Consider the following 17,628-nt stretch of genomic DNA (forward strand, 5'->3'; position numbering starts at 1 on the left):
TTTATTTTTGCTGCTTATGACTATCAATTTATTTGATGACGCTGCCTGGGCTTCTTTGCGTCCTTTGACTTTTACCAGACCCGTTGCTGATCTAAGAGTTGGGATCCTTACTATAGCTGAAAAATGGCAAAAGAGGTTGAATGCTACTGCAGGTTTTCTTACGCAAAATTACCTTTCGGAGAAATATCCGCCTATTCATGGGGCTGTTGGTTTAATTATTAATGGGTCTGTATGCCCTACAGATCACCTAACTGGGGCTGTTTCAAAACTAAAACCGGGTCAGTGTTTAAAAAAAGACGATTTAATAATTGCCTGTCTGGGAGATATTGAAACATTTACAAATACGCCGGAATCCCTGGATATCATAGCTTACGAAGCTAATTTTAATCAGATTGTTTTTCCGGAGGATCTTTTCAAGTTCAATGATGCTGAATTAAAGCTCGATTTTGAACTGATCACTAAAGGCAGGGTTTCAGCAACACTCAGTTCAACGAATACATTTATAGGTAATCAGTTTTTTGCTGAAGAGGGAGCAAGTGCCGAATGTTCCAGTTTCAATAGCTTAAACGGCCCCATCTACCTTGGTCGAAACGCACAGGTATGGGAAGGATGTCATATCAGAGGCTCTTTTGCGCTGTGTCATGACTCCCAGGTGAAGATGGGTTCAAAGATTTATGGCGAAACTACAATTGGTCCTTTTAGCAAGGTGGGAGGAGAGATCAGTAATGCAGTAATTTGGGGATATTCCTCCAAAGGACACGATGGCTACCTTGGTAATGCAGTCCTTGGTCAGTGGTGTAATATTGGAGCTGATAGCAATAATTCAAATTTGAAGAACAACTATGCAGAAGTGAGGCTTTGGGATTACAAAAAAGAAAGCTTTAGAAAGACCGGATTACAGTTTTGTGGTTTGGTTATGGCAGACCATGCAAAGTGTGGGATTAATTCCATGTTTAATACTGGTACCGTCGCCGGCGTGAGTGCAAACATCTTTGGCCCAGGATTTCCACGGAATTTTATTCCTGATTTTGCCTGGGGCGGGGCTCATGGATTTGAGGTTTACACGTTGAACAAGATGTTCGAAACGGCAGTCAAAGTTTATGAACGCAGAAATTTAATATTCGACGAGGTCGAACGAAAGATATTAACCCAGGTCTTTGAAGACACAAAGACTTATAGACATTTTTAGAACCTAAATTATAAAACACAATTAAAAAAATGAGAAAAAAAATAGTAGCAGGAAACTGGAAAATGAATCTCGAGTATGCAGAAGGTATAGCTCTGTTTTCGGAAATTGTAAATATGGTGAAGGACGAAAAAAAAGGTGATCAATTGGCTATCGTTTGTGCACCCTATATTCACCTGAATAGCTTGGCTCAGTTAGGCGGTACTACTGTTGCAATCGGTGCTCAAAATTGCCATCAGAAGGAAAGTGGAGCTTATACTGGCGAGATTTCCGCTAAAATGATCAAATCCGTTGGTTGCGAGTATGTCATTATCGGCCATTCTGAGCGGCGTCAATATTTCGCGGAAAGTGATGAATTACTTGCAGAGAAGACAATAATTGCCTTGCAAAATGGCCTTACCCCATTGTTCTGCATCGGTGAAACCCTGGATGAGCGAAATAATGGAAGTTATTTTGACGTATTGAAGGGGCAATTGGAGAAAGGTGTATTTGGTTTAACAGCTGGAGATTTTAGTAAAATTGTGATCGCTTATGAACCAGTATGGGCCATCGGTACAGGTCTTACGGCTACATCAGAACAAGCTCAAGAGGTTCATGCATTTATCCGAAATGAGATCGCTACAAAATATGATCTGGAAGTAGCTGAAGCAACAACCATTCTGTATGGTGGAAGTTGTAATCCGAAGAATGCAGCTGAACTATTTGCTCAAAAGGATATTGATGGCGGATTGATCGGCGGAGCGTCATTGAAATCAAGAGATTTTGTTGACATTGTTAAAACTTTCAATTCATAGATGCAATACATTCAGGTTACTTTCAGTTTTACCCGGGCAGAAGATTTTCAAAAGGATTTGTTGATCGATCAATTAGCCGGGATTGGCTATAATACCTTTGAAGAAACTCAGGATGGGTTCGCAGCCTTTGTTGATTTTGATCATTACAATGAAGAGGAGTTGAAAGCATTATTATTCCAGTTCGAGGACGAACTGGAATATATTTATACAGTGGAAGAGATTGCTGCGGAAAACTGGAATGAAGAATGGGAAAAGAATTTCGAGCCTCTGATCATTTCAGATGAATGCTATGTAAGAGCAACTTTTCATCAACCTCGACCAGAGTATAAGTATGAAATTGTTATTGATCCCAAGATGGCTTTTGGTACTGGCCACCATCAGACCACTACGATGATGATGCAATATGTACTGCTGTCGGACTTAGAAGGTAAGACAGTGCTGGACATGGGATGTGGAACAGGAATACTGGCTATTCTGGCATCAAAGAAGGGAGCGAAGGAATTGGTTGCTATCGATTATGATGAGGTGTGTTATTTAAGTACGATTGAAAATTCAGCATTGAACGGGATCAGCAATATTACAGCGTTGTGTGGAGGAAAAGAAATAATTCCAGAAACTACGTTTGATGTCATACTTGCGAACATCAATAGAAATATTCTGTTGGATCAGATTTCCGATTACGCAGGAAGATTAGAATCGGCTGGCAGTATTTATTTTAGTGGTTTTTATGAGCATCCTGATTTAGAAATGATCACAGCAGAATGTAATAAACATCGGATCAGCTATATCGGACATTCTAAGATTGGCGATTGGGTGGCGGCCCATTTTAAAAAGAATTAATATGCGTATACATTTTATAGCCGTAGGGGGCAGTGCTATGCATAACCTGGCCATTGCTTTACATAAGAAGGGTTATCAGGTTAGCGGATCAGACGATGTTATTTTTGAACCCTCTGCCGGCAGATTAGCCAAGCACGGAATTCTCCCGGAAAAAATGGGTTGGGATGAGGCAAAAATTACGATGGATTTAGATGCGGTGATTCTTGGTATGCATGCGCTTAAGGATAATCCTGAATTGCTTAAAGCACAGGAACTGGGACTTAAGATATATTCTTACCCGGAATATATATATGAGCAAACGAAGAACAAACTTCGCGTAGTCATTGGAGGAAGTCATGGGAAAACAACCATTACTTCTATGATTTTACATGTCCTCAATTATTGTGAGAAGAACTTTGACTATTTGGTAGGTGCGCAGCTAACAGGCTTCGATACGATGGTAAAACTCACTGAATCGGCCCCTTTGATCATTATTGAAGGAGATGAGTATTTAGCTTCTCCAATTGACAGGAGACCTAAATTTCACTTGTATAAAGCCAATGTTGCCGTAATAAGTGGAATTGCCTGGGATCATATTAACGTGTTTCCAACCTACGCGGATTATACACGGCAATTTGAGATTTTTATCGATACCATACAGCCAGGTGGTACATTAATTTATTGTAGTGTGGACAAAGATTTAGCAGATATTGCTGTTAATTCTCATCCGGAACTGGAGAAGATAGGTTACGAAATCCCCACACACGAAGTAAAAGATGGTATCACTTACTTATTGCCTGAGCGTACTCCCTTACGTGTGTTTGGAGATCATAACCTGATGAATTTAAATGCAGCCAAACTGGTGTGTGCCAAATTAGGAATAGACAGTAATGCATTTGATATTGCCATATCGTCGTTTACAGGTGCAGCTAAGCGTCTGGAACTTTTGAATGCGGTTCCTGGAACTAATGTATACAAAGATTTCGCCCATTCTCCTTCAAAATTAAAGGCCACTATTGATGCTGTTAAAACACAATTTGGGGAAAGAAAGCTCGTAGCGTGTATAGAGTTGCATACATTTAGCAGTCTGAATAAGGAATTTCTTGAGCAATATGCCGATACGATGAAGGAAGCTGACCTGGCAATAGTTTATATAGATGAGAAAACATTTGAGCATAAAAAATTAACACCTTTTACAAAAACGGATGTTCAGATTGCTTTCAATAGTGACCGGATACTGTTTTTTAATAATTCAGAGTTGTTGTCGAATTACTTATTAAGCATGAATTTTTACGAAACAAATCTGTTACTAATGAGTTCTGGAAACTTTGGTGGCTTGGATCTTAGTATATTGGCACGTGAGTTGAATACACTATCCTAAAAAGAACAGAATAACAAACCTAAATTTACGATATGAATATCATTGGTAAAAACATTAGACAATTGCGCCAGAAGAATGGATGGAGTCAGGGTGAGGTTGCGAAACGTTTAAATATTTCGATTCCTGCATTTTCAAAAATAGAAACGGGAATTACCGATATAAACATTTCAAGACTGGCACAAATCGCTAATTTATTTGAAGTATCTACGATGGACATCATTTCAAAAGAGGGAGAGAATCCTCAGTCCATTAATTTTGAAGAGATCAATAGTTTGAAAGAAAAATTAGCTCAAAGGGAAGAGGAAATTATCAAACTTCAAAAAAAGGTCATTGATCTCTACGAAGAGATTCGCGAAAAATAAGTCCTCCCTTAAGAAAATATTTTACGTAGCGTCAGGTGCCTCTTTCCGAAAGTGGCGCCTGTTGCTTCGTGAATAGATAGCATCTTATCATTAAAATCACCTACCCAGGAGAGTTCCAGTTCTTCATATTGATTAAGTGGAAGAACATATTCCTTTAACTTGATAAATAACGCAGATTCGAGTCCATGCTTTTGATAAGTTTGTTTTGTCCCCATAACAATCGCACGCATTCTGTTGACTCCTTTCCAGCGTTTGTATACAAATTTTAGCTTTTCTATCAAGCCAAGTTTGCCATTTAAGTCTTTGATCATTTGATTGGCATCAGGGATGATCACCACAAAGGATGCAGGCTCGCCGTTGACATAAGCGAACCAGATTAATTTTTCATCCATAATCGTTTGCATTTTTTTAAAGCTTTCCTGCAGCGTTTCTTTTTTTATAGGAACAAAATTGTCGAAGTCTTTCCATCCATCATTGTAAATTTCCATGAGATCTGATACATATTTGTCCGCATTTTTAATCTCGAAGTGTTCAAAAGTGTAGCCTGGTTTACCAGCCACCCAATTGGCAATTTTTGTAAAACGCTCTGGAAATGGCTTTTTTACCGCAAGATGGTTTGTAATCTGCTGATATTGGGTTTCAAATCCATAATTTTTAAAGAAATCTGCGTAGTAGGGTGGATTGTAATTCATTCCATAAGATGGAGGTGTAAATCCTTCCACAAGCAAGCCCCAAAAAGAATCATTTTCACCGAAATTAATTGGTCCATCCATAGCCTGCATTCCGTTTTCTTTCAACCACGATTCAGCAGTTTCAAATAGCAGGAAAGCCGCGTTTTGATCGTGGATGCATTCGAAGAAGCCCATGCCTCCGGTTGGTTGATTGTACTGATAGGCTTTTTTTTCGTTAATGAAAGCTGCGACTCTTCCAATTAGCTGTCCCTGATCGTTTTTTAATACCCATCTGCCGCATTTGCCATGGTTAAAAAATGGATTTTTATTGGCACTAAAAATGTCCTCAATGTCCTGATCCAGCGGACAGATCCAATTCTTGTCGTTTTTGTAAATGGAACGTGCAACATTTAAAAAATCTCTTCGGCTTACTCGGTCAGATACGGGTGATATGGTCATGCTTTTGTATTAGGGCTATTAAAATAAAAAGCATCCCATTGGGATGCTTGTAACTCTTATGTTTTTAATTATTAATAATCATCATCATCATCGTCTCCGAAGGTATCAAAAGTATCCAGGTCGTCTAATGGCATGTCAAAATCGTCATCATCATCGTCGAATTTTTTACTTTTAGTTGTTTGTTCCTGTGAATCTTCCATCTCTTCTTCTGGATCAACGAACTCACTTTTCTTAGTTGGTTTCTTTGGAGTTTTCATTACAAAAAATATAATTCCCTGAGGTTTTTATTTATGATTTAAATTTACAAAAAATCTTTTTAAAATAGAACTGGTGGTCTTTTTTATGTTTTTTTGATAGACCAAAAATAAGAAAAAAAGGAATTACAGAAATACTTATTTGCAAAATAATGTTTTTTAAAAGAAGCTAACCTTGGTTGACGAACTGCAAAAAAAGAGGCAAAAAAAAATGGTAAAGTTGAAGCTTTACCATTTTTTAACACACAAATGAAACCTGAATTGAGATATAGTTTTAGGTTAGGTAAAATATCTTTGATCAATTCTATAAGAACGCTTTTTACAAACTGCTGTTTGTTTTAATATCTATAACAAGTATAATGCAATTTTAACTTACTCTGTTTTTTACTTAGTAAGTGGTAGTAAAATTTGAGTAAACGGTATTTTAAGGAACTAATGGTATAGAAATGGACACATATGTTCCTGAACGACCATTTTGCCTGATCTCCATTTGTATGGGATTTGCTTCAACTTGATTGAGTAAATTAATTCGTTCTTTGGTCAGATCCATTCCTTTACTGATATGTTGTCCTTTTTTCTGACGTAATGAATTGTCAATCCCGATGCCATCATCTATGATGCGAATCAGTAGTTGATGTTCTGTAGCCATCTTAATGTCGATATCAATTTTACCGCCTTCTTCTTTCGGCATAATGCCATGCCAGATTGCATTTTCTATGTAGGGCTGAAGTAGCATAGACGGAATCATCGTTTCTTCCTTGTCAATGTGGCTGTTTACATGAATAGCGTAACTGAATTTTTCTCCAAATCTTTTCTTTTCTAAGCTCAGATAGAGCTCGAGATATTCTAGTTCTTCTTCGAGTGTAATGTAACTTCTTGTACAGATATCCAGGTTTTTGCGGATCAACCTCGCAAATCCTGTAAGAATCTTATTTGCCGATGCAGGGTCTTTTGTATTGATGTAGTGCTGTATGGAATTCATTACATTAAATACAAAATGTGGGTTCATCATGGCTTGTAGAGCGCGCTGTTCCAGCATTAGAATTTTGTTCTTAAGTAACAATTGCTCCTGTTCTTTATTCTTCTGGTTTTTAGTGACAATAACAGCCAATTTATAAAATGCGATTGCGACTCCAAAGGAAATCAAAACAAGAAACCAGGTGTTTTGCCAAAAATGCTCCTCCAACACAAAATTTACAGTAGCTGGTTTGCTCCAAACGCTGTTATTTGATTTTGCACTTAATTCAAATATATATGTGCCGGGTTCCAGCGAAGAAAATTCCAGTCTTCTATTTTTGGTCTCGGTCCAGTTTGCATCGGCTTTTAGTCTATACCGGTAAGTAATGTTTTTATTTTGAAAGTCTATTGCACTGTAGTAAAAACTAATGTTGTTGTTTGAAGGGTCCAGGGTATGGCGTGTTTCGTTTAGGCCAAGTTTAACCTTGTTATTAATAATTGAGGAAATCAATACTTTTGGAGCTTCATTGGTGGTTCTAATCACATTTACAGGAAAGTAAACGAGGCCGTTACTTGTGGCAAAATAGGCGTAATCTGCATCAATATAGAGATCATTTACATCATCTTTTAATAATGCATTTGTGTATTCAAAAGTTTCTACTTCAACTGTCTTATCTTTTAGGGTAATTTTATTGATTCCATTATTGGTGACAACCCATACACTATTGTCCTTAATGAAGAGTTTTTTGCAGATATTGTCTGCGAGTCCATCCCGTTGGGTGACTACTTTAATCACTTTCTGATCCTTGATAAATACGATCCCATAGCCGTCAGTCGCCAGTGCGATAGTTCCATTAGGCAGTTCTTTAATGTCGTTGATCCTTCTTATGAGCAGCGGACTTTTCTCATAATAACTGAAGAGCATTTTATCTGTCAATTGAGATAGTCCATTAATATTGGAGAACCACAAACTTTCGTCCTGACTATAAAAAACACAGTAAGATCTGTTGTTGAAGAAATCTGGCCCCTGTTTGAAATTGAGCGCGCTAAATTCAAATTTTTTCAAACGGTCAGGTAAAATGACAACTCCTGAGGATAAAGCCATGGCAAGACTTGTCTTTTTTGCAATGCTAAAGCTTTTGATTACAAACATTGAGTTGTTGGATTCTCTCAGATAATTGATGCCCGGTTGGTTTTCGTCGGATTTGAAACGACCTAAGCCATAATCTGAAGCAAAATAAATATAATGGTTGGCGCTGTCAAAGCTCAATTGCTTGATGGTGTTATATTTTCGTTTGTCGGGAAGGTTGTTCTTGTCGACTTTGAAGGTGTTGAGGTTTAACTTGTTGATACTTGCTTCACTTAATCCCAGCCAGAGGTTGTTTTTGTCGTCTTTGGTTAAACTTTTTACCACATCACTGCTGAGGCCTTCGGCTTCGCCAACCTGATATAGGCGCTCATTTTTCTGTGGCAGCATATAAATTCCATTATTGGTCGTAAACCACATGTTTCCTTTCGTATCCCGGATGACTTGACTGCTTGATATGCCTTCGAGATATCGTTGAAGTTTTCCTCCCTGGTCGATATGATAAATTCCGGAACCCGTACTTAGCCAAATGCCTTGTTTACGTCCCAAATGAAAATACCCAGGATTGTCGTTTAAGATAGAGGTATCTATAGCATAAGCTCTGCTTTCAATAGCACCTTTCCTGATAACCAATCCGGTTTTATCGAGATAGGCCATTGTTCTGTCGTAGCTATTTAGGGCAGTTTTATAAGAAATGGGTAACGTACCATGAGCGACTTGTTCGAACTTATTCCCATTTAAAAGCCTTACACACCGATTGCTATATGCCCATATTCTTCCTTGTTTATCCTCATGGATGAAAGTATTGATAAACTGTCGATCGTCGTTGGCGGAAATATACTTCATAATGGATTTTCCATCCCACATGACCAATATATTTTTATTTGTTCCCAGCCAAATCCTGCCCTTTGAATCCTGAAAAAATGAAACTACTACTGCATTGAATTTAAGTAGTTTAAGGAGATTGTTATTGGTGTCGTTGTAGATTTTACCATTATAAAAATAACTGAGTTGACCGTTAAGTGTCAGAAACCAGATTCTGCCTTTGTTGTCTTCTTTAAGCTGGAGGATCTGATTATCTGGCAAACCATCATCTACGGAGAAATTTTCGAATAGTTTACCATCGAACCTGCTAACTCCAGCGTCAGATGCGACCCAAATATAGCCCTTCGAATCCTGTAACGTATAAAAGCAATTGTTACTTGGAAGCCCGTCTTTTGTGCTAAAGTGCTGCAGGTAGCTGCGTTGCGCCTGGGCGGTAAATGCCGTAAAAAAGAAGAACAGCAGGAGGAGGGGCTTTTTAATAGGATTTATCACCATCAAAACTCGTATACAGTTTAACCTTATCCACAAAATCACTTGCACGTCTTCGGGAAACCGCAATTTTAGCTCCATTTTTAAGCATCACTTCCAGACCGTTTCTGGAGTTGTACTCTTTCAAGTAGTTTAGGTTTACAATGCTGGATTTATGAATCCTTACAAACTGGTTTGCGGGAAGGATTTCTTCGTATTCTTTTAAAACTTTGGATACAGTGATTTTATCACGGTTATTCAGATAGAAAACTGAATAGTTACTGTCTGCTTCAATATGTATAATGTCGTCAATACTAACCAGGCTGTATCCTTGACCATTTGGTAAGCTAATTTTTCTGATTTCTGATCGATCGGAAAGGTTGGCACTTAAATTCTGCAGATTCTCATTTTTACTTGTGCTGGTTTTACTAAGCTCAATGTGCCGGAAAGCTTTGTCAACCGCTGCTTTCAATTCATCAATATCAATAGGTTTCAACAAATAATCCAGCGCATTTGCCTTTATGGCTTTAAGCGCATATTGATCATAAGCAGTAGTGAAGATCACGTGAGCCTTACTTTCCTGTATTTGAGGAATGAGTTCAAAACCATTCTCACCAGGCATTGCTATGTCTAGAAAAATCAAATCTATCTTATTTGCTAACAGTAGATTGCGCGCCTCTGCCACAGACTTGGCTATCCCCGAAATCTGGATATTTTCGCAATTCTCCTGTAATAAGAAATACAGCGAAGAGCGGGCAAATTCTTCATCATCTACAATAATAGCATTTAGCACAGCGGTGTTTTTTTATTATGGTGAATTTAATTAAAAAAATGAATGATAGGCGAATATAATTTCCGAAAGGCGAAAACCATATATTTTTTTCTTTCGTACGTCATCATGTAAAGGGTGAAAACAAGGTTCACATCATTCTGCCAATGATCCTTAACTCTTGAAAAAATTTAAACCTTCGGAATTTGTGAAAGCAGGTTTCGCAAATGCTTAATTTAATTAAAAAACCTATGAAAAACTTACAAGAACAAGAAAAGCAAGAAGGACTGCAGGACAAAGGCAGCATCTTCACTGCACCTCTACAACGCCGTTCATTCCTTCAGTATGCGGGAGCTGGTGCAGCAGGTGTTGCACTAGTAGCTGCTGGCTGTAGAAAAGACAGGCCAACGATTCCAACTATGGATGGTGTCACACTGGATTTTAAGAACGATTTCGGTGTGTTGAATTATGCATATGCCCTGGAGCAACTTGAAGCAGCATTTTATATTCAGGTTGCCTCGAATCCACCTTCGGATTTTAGCGCATCTGAAAAAGCATATTTTCAGGATATTCAGTTTCATGAAATTGCACATAGAGAATTTTTCAAAAAAGCATTAAGTACAGCCGCAATAGGAAGTTTGGAAGTTGATTTTTCAAGTATCAATTTTACCACACGTGCTGGTGTTCTCGGAGCAGCGAAAACTTTTGAGGATCTTGGTGTTGCTGCTTATAATGGAGCAGGGAAACGCCTGACGACAGATGCGTATATTGTAGTTGCCGGGCAGATTGTATCTGTAGAGGCCCGTCACGCAGCTTACGTAAGGGATATGATCTCACCTGGAAGTTTCTCTGACTTAAACGATCTGGCCGGATTGGGATCTAACAATGCAGGTGGATTGGATGGGGCATTGACTCCTGATAAAGTACTTACTGCAGCCAGTAAATATATTAAAACAAAAGTAAACGTAGTCAATCTGTAATCCCTAAACCTAGAAAACATGAATATTGTAAATATATTAGACGAAATAGAAAAAGTTGATGGTGAGGTCTATGAAAGATTGAACCCGAGACGTGCAGCCATGAAGGATTTCTTCAATATGGGTAAAAAAATATCATTGGCTGCTATGCCATTGGCTTTGGGATCTGTATTTCAAAAAGCATATGGACAAACCCTGCCAACTGCAGTTACTGAGGTTTTGAACTTTGCGCTTTCATTGGAATATTTGGAGTATCACTACTATAACCACGCACTGGAGGCAGCCCCTCTTTTGATTTTCCCGACAACTGCTTCGCGAGCTGCGATCACTACCATCCGTAATCATGAAAAAGCACACGTAGATTTGCTTAAAGGTGCTTTAGGTGCCTCAGCGAGAGCTGAGATCACTTATGCAATGACTGATTTCACAGCCGGAGGTGTTTTTGGTAATGTTTATGAAAATTATCAGACTTTCCTGAAAGTAGCACTCGCATTCGAAGATACCGGAGTAAGGGCTTATAAAGGTCAGGCTACGAAACTGAAAGGCTTGGATGTTTTGACTACAGCTTTGCAGATCCATTCTGTTGAAGCACGTCATGCTGCTCATATTCGTCAGATGGTGGCAGCATCTGTAACAGGAGCTTCTGCTTTAAAACCATGGATCAGTCTGGGAACAGGTGGTGTTTCTAATGACACCGGTATATCCCAGGTAGATGCAGTTTATGTACGTGAGAATACTGACGTACAAGCAAATGTGACCATTACCGGCATCGCTACGGGTGTATCTAAAGCAGTAGCTGTAGAATCGTTTGATGAAGCATTAACAAAAGATGAAGTTGTACCGATTGCTAACCAATTCCTCAGAACCGGTTTCAAATTATAAAAACAGTTTGTTTAAGTTTAAGATGGGAAGGGGGCGATATGCCCCTTTTTCTTTTATACGAAATGTTAGTAATTGATCACTTGTTCTTCTAAATGTTCCGGCAAGTCTCGATAATTGTACTGTTGTCCACGTAACTGCGGCTCGAAACCAGCCTCCCTGATCGCCTCCTGAATACCTTTTGCGGTGAAGCGATGCGGAGCTCCTGCAGCAGAAACTACATTTTCTTCGATCATGATTGAACCAAAATCATTTGCTCCGGCATGCAGACAAAGTTCTGCTACATTTTTCCCTACAGTGAGCCATGAAGCCTGTATATTGATCACATTTGGCAGCATGATTCTGCTCAGCGCCAGCATTCTGATGTACTCATCACCAGAGACATTATTGCTGATCCCTCTTAATCTTTTCAAAAGTGTGCCATCATCCTGGAAAGGCCAGGGGATGAAAGCCAGAAAGCCCTTAGCATTTGCCGGTTTTTCACTTTGAACTTCCCTGATCCAAACCAGATGTTCAAAACGCTCTTCGATAGTTTCAACATGACCAAACATCATGGTTGCAGAAGTAGTGATGTCCAGCTGATGGGCAGCGCGCATGACATCCAGCCATTCCTGGCCTCCACATTTTCCTTTAGAGATTAGCCTGCGTACTCGGTCATTAAGTATTTCTGCACCTGCACCAGGCAAGGAATCCATACCTGCAGCCTTTAGTGTTTTTAATACTTCTGTATGAGAAATGCCTTCCAGTTTGGCCACATGCGCGATTTCAGGTGGGCCTAAAGCATGCAGCTTTAAATCTGGATATAGTTCTTTGAGCTGCTTGAAAAGATTTGCATAAAATTCCAATCCGAGATCCGGGTGATGTCCGCCTTGTAACAGCAATTGGTCACCGCCCAGTCTAAATGTTTCTTCAATCTTTACCTTGTAGGTTTCGATGTCTGTAATGTAACTTTCATCATGTCCTGGTCTGCGGAAGAAATTACAGAATTTACAATTTGCGATACATACATTAGTAGTGTTTACGTTACGGTCGATCTGCCAGGTCACTTTTCCACTCGGTACCTGCTTTTTCCTCAGTTCATTTGCTACAAAAGCCAGTTCTGAAGTAGCGGCATTGTTGTACAGAAAAACACCCTCTTCCTTAGTCAGGAAATCGAATTGTAAAGCCCTTTGCAATAGATCCGTCGTATTCATAGCGCAAACTTAGATAAAATTGACATAAGGAGCAATGATCCATTGCAGGAGGACTTTAAAAAGACATAATTATCACAAACCGACTTGCCATAATTCCTATATTTGGCGCTATTAATAAAATTTATGGTAGATTTTAATCGTTTTACATTAGCGAATGGACTTCGTGTTTTGGTACATGAAGATGACACTACACCTATGGCGGTGTTAAATATCCTATATGATGTGGGGGCCCGTGATGAGGAACAGGATAAGACCGGTTTTGCGCATCTATTTGAACACCTTATGTTTGGAGGCTCTGTCAATATTCCAAGTTATGATGAGCCTCTGCAAAGAGTGGGGGGTGAAAATAATGCTTTCACCAGCAACGATATCACCAATTATTACATTACTCTTCCTGCAGTTAACCTCGAAACAGCTTTTTGGCTGGAGAGTGACCGTATGCTTAGCCTTGCCTTTTCGGAAAAAAGTCTGGAGACTCAGCGCAACGTAGTATGTGAAGAGTTTAAGCAACGTTATCTTAATCAGCCCTATGGAGATGTATGGTTAAAATTGCGGCCGCTGGCTTATAAAGTACATCCATACCAATGGGCAACAATCGGGCAAGATCTACAACAGATAGAAAATGCAAAAATGGAAGATGTAAAAGCATTTTTTCATAAACATTATAATCCTCAAAATGCAATCATGGTTGTGGGCGGACAGGTGAAAACAGAGGAAGTAAAGGCCCTCACCGAAAAATGGTTTGGCCCAATCCCGGCTGGTGAGAAATACGAACGTGATTTACCTGAAGAACCATTGCAGATTGAGGCCCGATCAGAAACTGTATATGCTGAAGTGCCCTTAAATGCACTTTATATGGCTTTTAAAATGCCGGATAGAAAGCATCCAGAATATCAGACCTATGATTTGATAGCTGATGTGCTATCACAGGGACAGTCCTCACGTCTCTATAATAGTCTGCTTAAGGAACAACAGCTTTTTAGCGACATTCACGCTTATATCACGAGCAGCATAGATGAAGGTTTGTTTATCATTGAAGGTAAACTGGTGCAGGGAGTGAGTGTTGCCTCTGCTGAGACTGCAGTATGGAAAGAGTTAGAGCAATTGTGCAACGAAGAGGTTACCGCTGAGGAGCTCACAAAAGTGAAAAATAAGTCAGAGTCTATAATGGTGTTTGCCGAGATGAGCTTGCTCGATAAAGCCATGAATCTAGCCTATTATGAGTTGCTTGGTGACGCTGCCGATCTCAACACCGAAATAGACAAATATCTGGCAATTACATCTCAGAGAATTTTGCAGGCCGCCAAGGCTACATTCATTAAAGAACAGTGTTCCACTTTATATTATTTAACTTCCCAAGATGCTTAACCGTACACTAGCACCTGAATCTAAACAGGTGGATGAGATCAGATTTATTGAACCGCTCAAACAACAATTGGATAATGGCATCCCAGTGTTTACCATTAATGCTGGTACTCAGGAGTTGGTCCGTATAGAGTTTATTTTTCAAAACGTCAATTGGGATCCTGCGAAACCAGTGCAGGCAATCGGGGTAAGTCACCTGGTCAATAATGGCACTGAAAAGCTAAGCGCTAAAGCTATTGCCGATCAGGTAGATTACTATGGTGCTTTTTTGCAGACTGAATATGGTGCAGATCAACTTACCGTAAAGCTTTACACACTCAATAAGCACCTGTCTTCAGTATTACCAATTTTATATGCTATTCTTAACGAAAGTGTTTTTCCCGATCAGGAGTTGGCCATCTTCGTACAAAACCAGAAGCAGTCGCTGCAGGTAAACCTGCAGAAAAATGATTTTCTGTCCCGAAAACATTTTGCAAATGCGCTGTTTGGCGATACCACTTATGGTTCAAACATTGAAGCTGCCGACTACGACGCGCTTCGAAGAGACGATTTACTCGATTATTACAGGGCCGCTTATAAACCTGAAAATTGTACAATTATTGTTGCAGGAAAGTTTGAAGCAACGGAATTTAATATCCTAAACGAAATCATCGGTAGACCCTGGAATAACCAGGATGCTGCTAGTATTAATGAATTTACTTTCAGCAATCCCACTAAAGGGGAGATTGTAATTGAACGTCCGGATGCCCTCCAATCTGCTATCCGGATGGGGACTCTGGCAATTACCCGGCATCATGCAGACTTCCCTGGCTTTCAGGTGTTGAATTGTTTGCTTGGGGGCTACTTTGGTTCCAGACTTATGGCTAACATTAGGGAAGATAAAGGGTATACCTATGGTATCGGTTCGGCGGTTGTTTCTTTGAAGGATGCAGGTTACTTCTTTATCGCTACTGAAGTGGGAGCAGAGGTTTGCGGAAGTGCCCTTGCCGAGATTGAAAAAGAAATCACGCTCCTGAAAACAGAACTGGTAGAAGAAGAGGAATTGAGCTTGGTGCGCAGTTATATGTTAGGTTCTATGTTAGGTAGCTTAGAAAATGCTTTTTCTCATGCAGATAAGTTTAAGAATGTTTATTTCTCAGGATTGGACTACAGCTACTATGATAATTACATTAAAACTGTAAAAAACATCACTGCTGCTGAATTAAAAATATTGGCCAACACATATTTGGATACAGCGCAGTTCAGCAAAGTCGTTGTCGGAAAAAAATAAAATATCCTGACTAAAGCTATTCTGCTTTGGTCAGGATGCTTTTTTGTTTGTCAGCCTGAAATATCTTCTTGGAAAAAGCAACATACTCGTTGTATTTTTCTGGAGGATATTTTTTGTTAGTCATGCTTTTGGTTCTGGTATATATTATTTTATTGTCCTTAACAACAGCTTTAGCAGTATATTTTCCAAATTCAGAATCGATCACGATATCCTTCGGTACAAACTCGACCTTGTAGCCTGCAGGGACGGTATAGATAATTTCATCTTCATCGCTGTAACTGTAGTCAACAGCAAAATAAGTTTTCCTGCTTTCTATTGGAATTACCGTTCCTCCTTGACGGTTGAGCAAATTGAGTGTCAGGAATAACTTGTCCCCACCCTTAGTCAATAACTCAGAGCAGGTCAGGTTCAGTTTTTCATTCAATAAGGCGATATTTTGATCTGGTTGCTTATAGTTTAATGTATTGAGTTTCATGTTGGGGATTCCCAATGAATTTATGATTCGTTTGCGCTGATCTACAGGTTCCATAAGCAACATACCCAGATTGTCTTCATATTGAGCATACGCATAATTTGTCTCTATTTGAATATTAGCCGATCCATTGGCATCCAGTTCAACCTTGGTTAATCTTTTCTGCGTATTGTCCGCTGGTGTATATGTGGGAGTATGTGCCAACTTACCGCCTTCATCTGTGATTAAAAGCACTGTTTTGTCTGAGTTACCATTGCCAATAAAACCCGGAGGTGTGTAAGGACTAGTGCACTCCAGCCAGGTTGTATCTTTACCAAGGGGCACACATAAGATCATATGGTTCGCCTGATTCATACTGGCATAAGATGGATTTAGGGAAGGCATATCATTGCCGATGACAACAAGATGCGATTTAATGCCAGCTTCCTGAAGCATGGCCTTCATGTAATTGGATAATGCTTTGCAGTCTCCGTAGTTTACCGCAGCCACTTTCTCTGCAGCAATCGGTTTATACCCGCCAATGCCCAGCTGTACACCCACATATCTCGTATTGTTCTGCAGATATTTATACAATATCCTGATTTTTTCCTGCGGGTTCTTGGCATCTTTAACGAGCTCCTGAATTTTTAGTTTTGCAGATTCTGGAAGTACCTGGAGTCCGTTGCTCAAGGTATAGAGCCATGCCCCCATATTATTCCAATTTTCAATATTGGCTTTTGAATTGTCAAATTCAAATTGGTTAGGGGCGATGTACACCCAGGGCACAACATTGTTTAATCCCATACTCATTTGTTCGTATTCCAGTGCCTGCACATTTTCACAAGCCCATTTGTATTCCGTTTTGTCTTTTAATTTGAGGGAGTCCGTTTTCAATAAATTGCTTTTCAGGTATTTAAACGTCATGCTCTCGGGTATCTTAAACGTATAGCTGGATTTTTCTACTGCATAACCCCAGGTGTTGGCGGGATACCAGGTTGGATAGGAGCGTATCCCTTTAAAATCTACCGTATAACTGTATTCAATGGTATAGGGGAAGTCTGGGTGGATGAAATACATAAACTTCACTCGGCTGTCTTCATACATAGAACCATCGGATACTGCGCTCCGGTCTTTAAAGTCACTGCTTTTATAATCTTTAACCTTTATGCCCCTGGCATCATACAATGTTGCCCTCAGGTTGGAGATACTAGAAAATGGATCGTAGAATTCATGCATTTCAGAAGCCTCCTCCCCGTTTTTAGTTAAAATGGTAATGGCCATTTTGTGTGTATACACCGCAGTTCCTGGGTTCTTTAGCTCATAGGTCATTTCTTCATTTCTAACCACTACTGAAGCATTTTTGCTCAGTTCTGAAGGAATTTTAGCAACATCGTAGTTGCCCTGTGCCTTTAACAGTTGTCCCAGCATCAATATGCTTAACAACATCAAAAAAAATCTCAT

Annotated in this window: 15 protein-coding genes; 9 read left to right on the forward strand and 6 right to left on the reverse strand. The window is 39.5% G+C overall.

Annotated features, from left to right (window positions below):
• Window positions 1-16 precede the first annotated feature (16 nt).
• The 5 genes from WAE59_RS11680 to WAE59_RS11700 are packed head-to-tail and all read left to right on the forward strand — an operon-like array spanning window position 17 to window position 4,542.
• The gene (locus WAE59_RS11680) at window positions 17-1,189 is read left to right on the forward strand and encodes a putative sugar nucleotidyl transferase (protein ID WP_337856138.1); all 1,173 of its coding nucleotides are present in this window, start codon (window positions 17-19) and stop codon (window positions 1,187-1,189) included.
• Window positions 1,190-1,218: 29 nt separating this feature from the next.
• Window positions 1,219-1,980: a triose-phosphate isomerase gene (gene tpiA, locus WAE59_RS11685; protein WP_337856139.1), complete on the forward strand. Its 762-nt coding sequence runs from the start codon at window positions 1,219-1,221 to the stop codon at window positions 1,978-1,980.
• The gene (prmA, locus tag WAE59_RS11690) at window positions 1,981-2,820 is read left to right on the forward strand and encodes a 50S ribosomal protein L11 methyltransferase (protein ID WP_337856140.1); all 840 of its coding nucleotides are present in this window, start codon (window positions 1,981-1,983) and stop codon (window positions 2,818-2,820) included.
• Window position 2,821: 1 nt separating this feature from the next.
• Entirely contained in the window at window positions 2,822-4,180 is a 1,359-nt protein-coding gene (locus WAE59_RS11695; RefSeq protein WP_337856141.1) for a UDP-N-acetylmuramate--L-alanine ligase, read from the forward strand.
• A gap of 32 nt (window positions 4,181-4,212) precedes the next feature.
• Window positions 4,213-4,542, forward strand: coding sequence for a helix-turn-helix domain-containing protein (locus WAE59_RS11700; RefSeq protein ID WP_337856142.1), 330 nt, complete (start codon window positions 4,213-4,215; stop codon window positions 4,540-4,542).
• An 8-nt stretch (window positions 4,543-4,550) separates the two neighbouring features.
• On the opposite strand, the gene WAE59_RS11705 is transcribed toward WAE59_RS11700, so the two are convergent.
• The 4 genes from WAE59_RS11705 to WAE59_RS11720 all read right to left on the reverse strand — a co-directional run bounded on the left by WAE59_RS11705 (window position 4,551) and on the right by WAE59_RS11720 (window position 10,056).
• Complete coding sequence (locus WAE59_RS11705) at window positions 4,551-5,672, reverse strand: GNAT family N-acetyltransferase (protein WP_337856143.1); 1,122 nt, start codon at window positions 5,670-5,672, stop codon at window positions 4,551-4,553.
• A 71-nt stretch (window positions 5,673-5,743) separates the two neighbouring features.
• Window positions 5,744-5,929 carry a hypothetical protein gene (locus WAE59_RS11710; protein WP_337856144.1) on the reverse strand — a complete coding sequence of 62 codons (186 nt, stop codon included), beginning with the start codon at window positions 5,927-5,929 and terminating at the stop codon, window positions 5,744-5,746.
• Window positions 5,930-6,350: 421 nt separating this feature from the next.
• Window positions 6,351-9,290, reverse strand: coding sequence for a ligand-binding sensor domain-containing protein (locus tag WAE59_RS11715; protein ID WP_337856145.1), 2,940 nt, complete (start codon window positions 9,288-9,290; stop codon window positions 6,351-6,353).
• Window positions 9,271-10,056 carry a LytR/AlgR family response regulator transcription factor gene (locus tag WAE59_RS11720; protein WP_337856146.1) on the reverse strand — a complete coding sequence of 262 codons (786 nt, stop codon included), beginning with the start codon at window positions 10,054-10,056 and terminating at the stop codon, window positions 9,271-9,273. Before WAE59_RS11720 ends, WAE59_RS11715 begins: the two co-directional genes overlap by 20 nt.
• Window positions 10,057-10,283: 227 nt before the next feature.
• Here WAE59_RS11720 and WAE59_RS11725 point away from each other — a divergent pair, with 227 nt between their 5' ends.
• Window positions 10,284-11,012, forward strand: a complete 729-nt coding sequence (locus WAE59_RS11725; RefSeq protein ID WP_337856147.1) for a ferritin-like domain-containing protein — start codon at window positions 10,284-10,286, stop codon at window positions 11,010-11,012.
• Window positions 11,013-11,030: 18 nt separating this feature from the next.
• Complete coding sequence (locus WAE59_RS11730; protein ID WP_337856148.1) at window positions 11,031-11,891, forward strand: ferritin-like domain-containing protein; 861 nt, start codon at window positions 11,031-11,033, stop codon at window positions 11,889-11,891.
• A gap of 65 nt (window positions 11,892-11,956) precedes the next feature.
• On the opposite strand, the gene WAE59_RS11735 is transcribed toward WAE59_RS11730, so the two are convergent.
• Window positions 11,957-13,081: a CofH family radical SAM protein gene (locus WAE59_RS11735; RefSeq protein WP_337856149.1), complete on the reverse strand. Its 1,125-nt coding sequence runs from the start codon at window positions 13,079-13,081 to the stop codon at window positions 11,957-11,959.
• A gap of 123 nt (window positions 13,082-13,204) precedes the next feature.
• Between WAE59_RS11735 and WAE59_RS11740 the strand changes: the two genes are divergently transcribed.
• Both WAE59_RS11740 and WAE59_RS11745 read left to right on the forward strand, forming a co-directional pair.
• Complete coding sequence (locus tag WAE59_RS11740) at window positions 13,205-14,449, forward strand: M16 family metallopeptidase (RefSeq protein WP_337856150.1); 1,245 nt, start codon at window positions 13,205-13,207, stop codon at window positions 14,447-14,449.
• Complete coding sequence (locus tag WAE59_RS11745) at window positions 14,442-15,716, forward strand: M16 family metallopeptidase (RefSeq protein WP_337856151.1); 1,275 nt, start codon at window positions 14,442-14,444, stop codon at window positions 15,714-15,716. Before WAE59_RS11740 ends, WAE59_RS11745 begins: the two co-directional genes overlap by 8 nt.
• A 16-nt stretch (window positions 15,717-15,732) precedes the next feature.
• Here WAE59_RS11745 and WAE59_RS11750 read toward each other — a convergent pair whose 3' ends face one another.
• Window positions 15,733-17,628, reverse strand: coding sequence for a DUF3857 domain-containing protein (locus WAE59_RS11750; RefSeq protein WP_337856152.1), 1,896 nt, complete (start codon window positions 17,626-17,628; stop codon window positions 15,733-15,735).

Origin of the sequence: Pedobacter sp. GR22-6, from assembly GCF_037402555.1 — a bacterium.
Taxonomy (GTDB): domain Bacteria; phylum Bacteroidota; class Bacteroidia; order Sphingobacteriales; family Sphingobacteriaceae; genus Pedobacter.

Bases quoted from the DNA above. Each gene is read 5' to 3' on its own strand.
- WAE59_RS11680 (WP_337856138.1), top strand. From the start codon at position 17: ATGACTATCAATTTATTTGATGACGCTGCCTGGGCTTCTTTGCGTCCT.
- tpiA (WP_337856139.1), top strand. From the start codon at position 1,219: ATGAGAAAAAAAATAGTAGCAGGAAACTGGAAAATGAATCTCGAGTAT.
- prmA (WP_337856140.1), top strand. From the start codon at position 1,981: ATGCAATACATTCAGGTTACTTTCAGTTTTACCCGGGCAGAAGATTTT.
- WAE59_RS11695 (WP_337856141.1), top strand. From the start codon at position 2,822: ATGCGTATACATTTTATAGCCGTAGGGGGCAGTGCTATGCATAACCTG.
- WAE59_RS11700 (WP_337856142.1), top strand. From the start codon at position 4,213: ATGAATATCATTGGTAAAAACATTAGACAATTGCGCCAGAAGAATGGA.
- WAE59_RS11705 (WP_337856143.1), bottom strand. From the start codon at position 5,672: ATGACCATATCACCCGTATCTGACCGAGTAAGCCGAAGAGATTTTTTA.
- WAE59_RS11710 (WP_337856144.1), bottom strand. From the start codon at position 5,929: ATGAAAACTCCAAAGAAACCAACTAAGAAAAGTGAGTTCGTTGATCCA.
- WAE59_RS11715 (WP_337856145.1), bottom strand. From the start codon at position 9,290: ATGGTGATAAATCCTATTAAAAAGCCCCTCCTCCTGCTGTTCTTCTTT.
- WAE59_RS11725 (WP_337856147.1), top strand. From the start codon at position 10,284: ATGAAAAACTTACAAGAACAAGAAAAGCAAGAAGGACTGCAGGACAAA.
- WAE59_RS11730 (WP_337856148.1), top strand. From the start codon at position 11,031: ATGAATATTGTAAATATATTAGACGAAATAGAAAAAGTTGATGGTGAG.
- WAE59_RS11735 (WP_337856149.1), bottom strand. From the start codon at position 13,081: ATGAATACGACGGATCTATTGCAAAGGGCTTTACAATTCGATTTCCTG.
- WAE59_RS11740 (WP_337856150.1), top strand. From the start codon at position 13,205: ATGGTAGATTTTAATCGTTTTACATTAGCGAATGGACTTCGTGTTTTG.
- WAE59_RS11745 (WP_337856151.1), top strand. From the start codon at position 14,442: ATGCTTAACCGTACACTAGCACCTGAATCTAAACAGGTGGATGAGATC.
- WAE59_RS11750 (WP_337856152.1), bottom strand. From the start codon at position 17,628: ATGAGATTTTTTTTGATGTTGTTAAGCATATTGATGCTGGGACAACTG.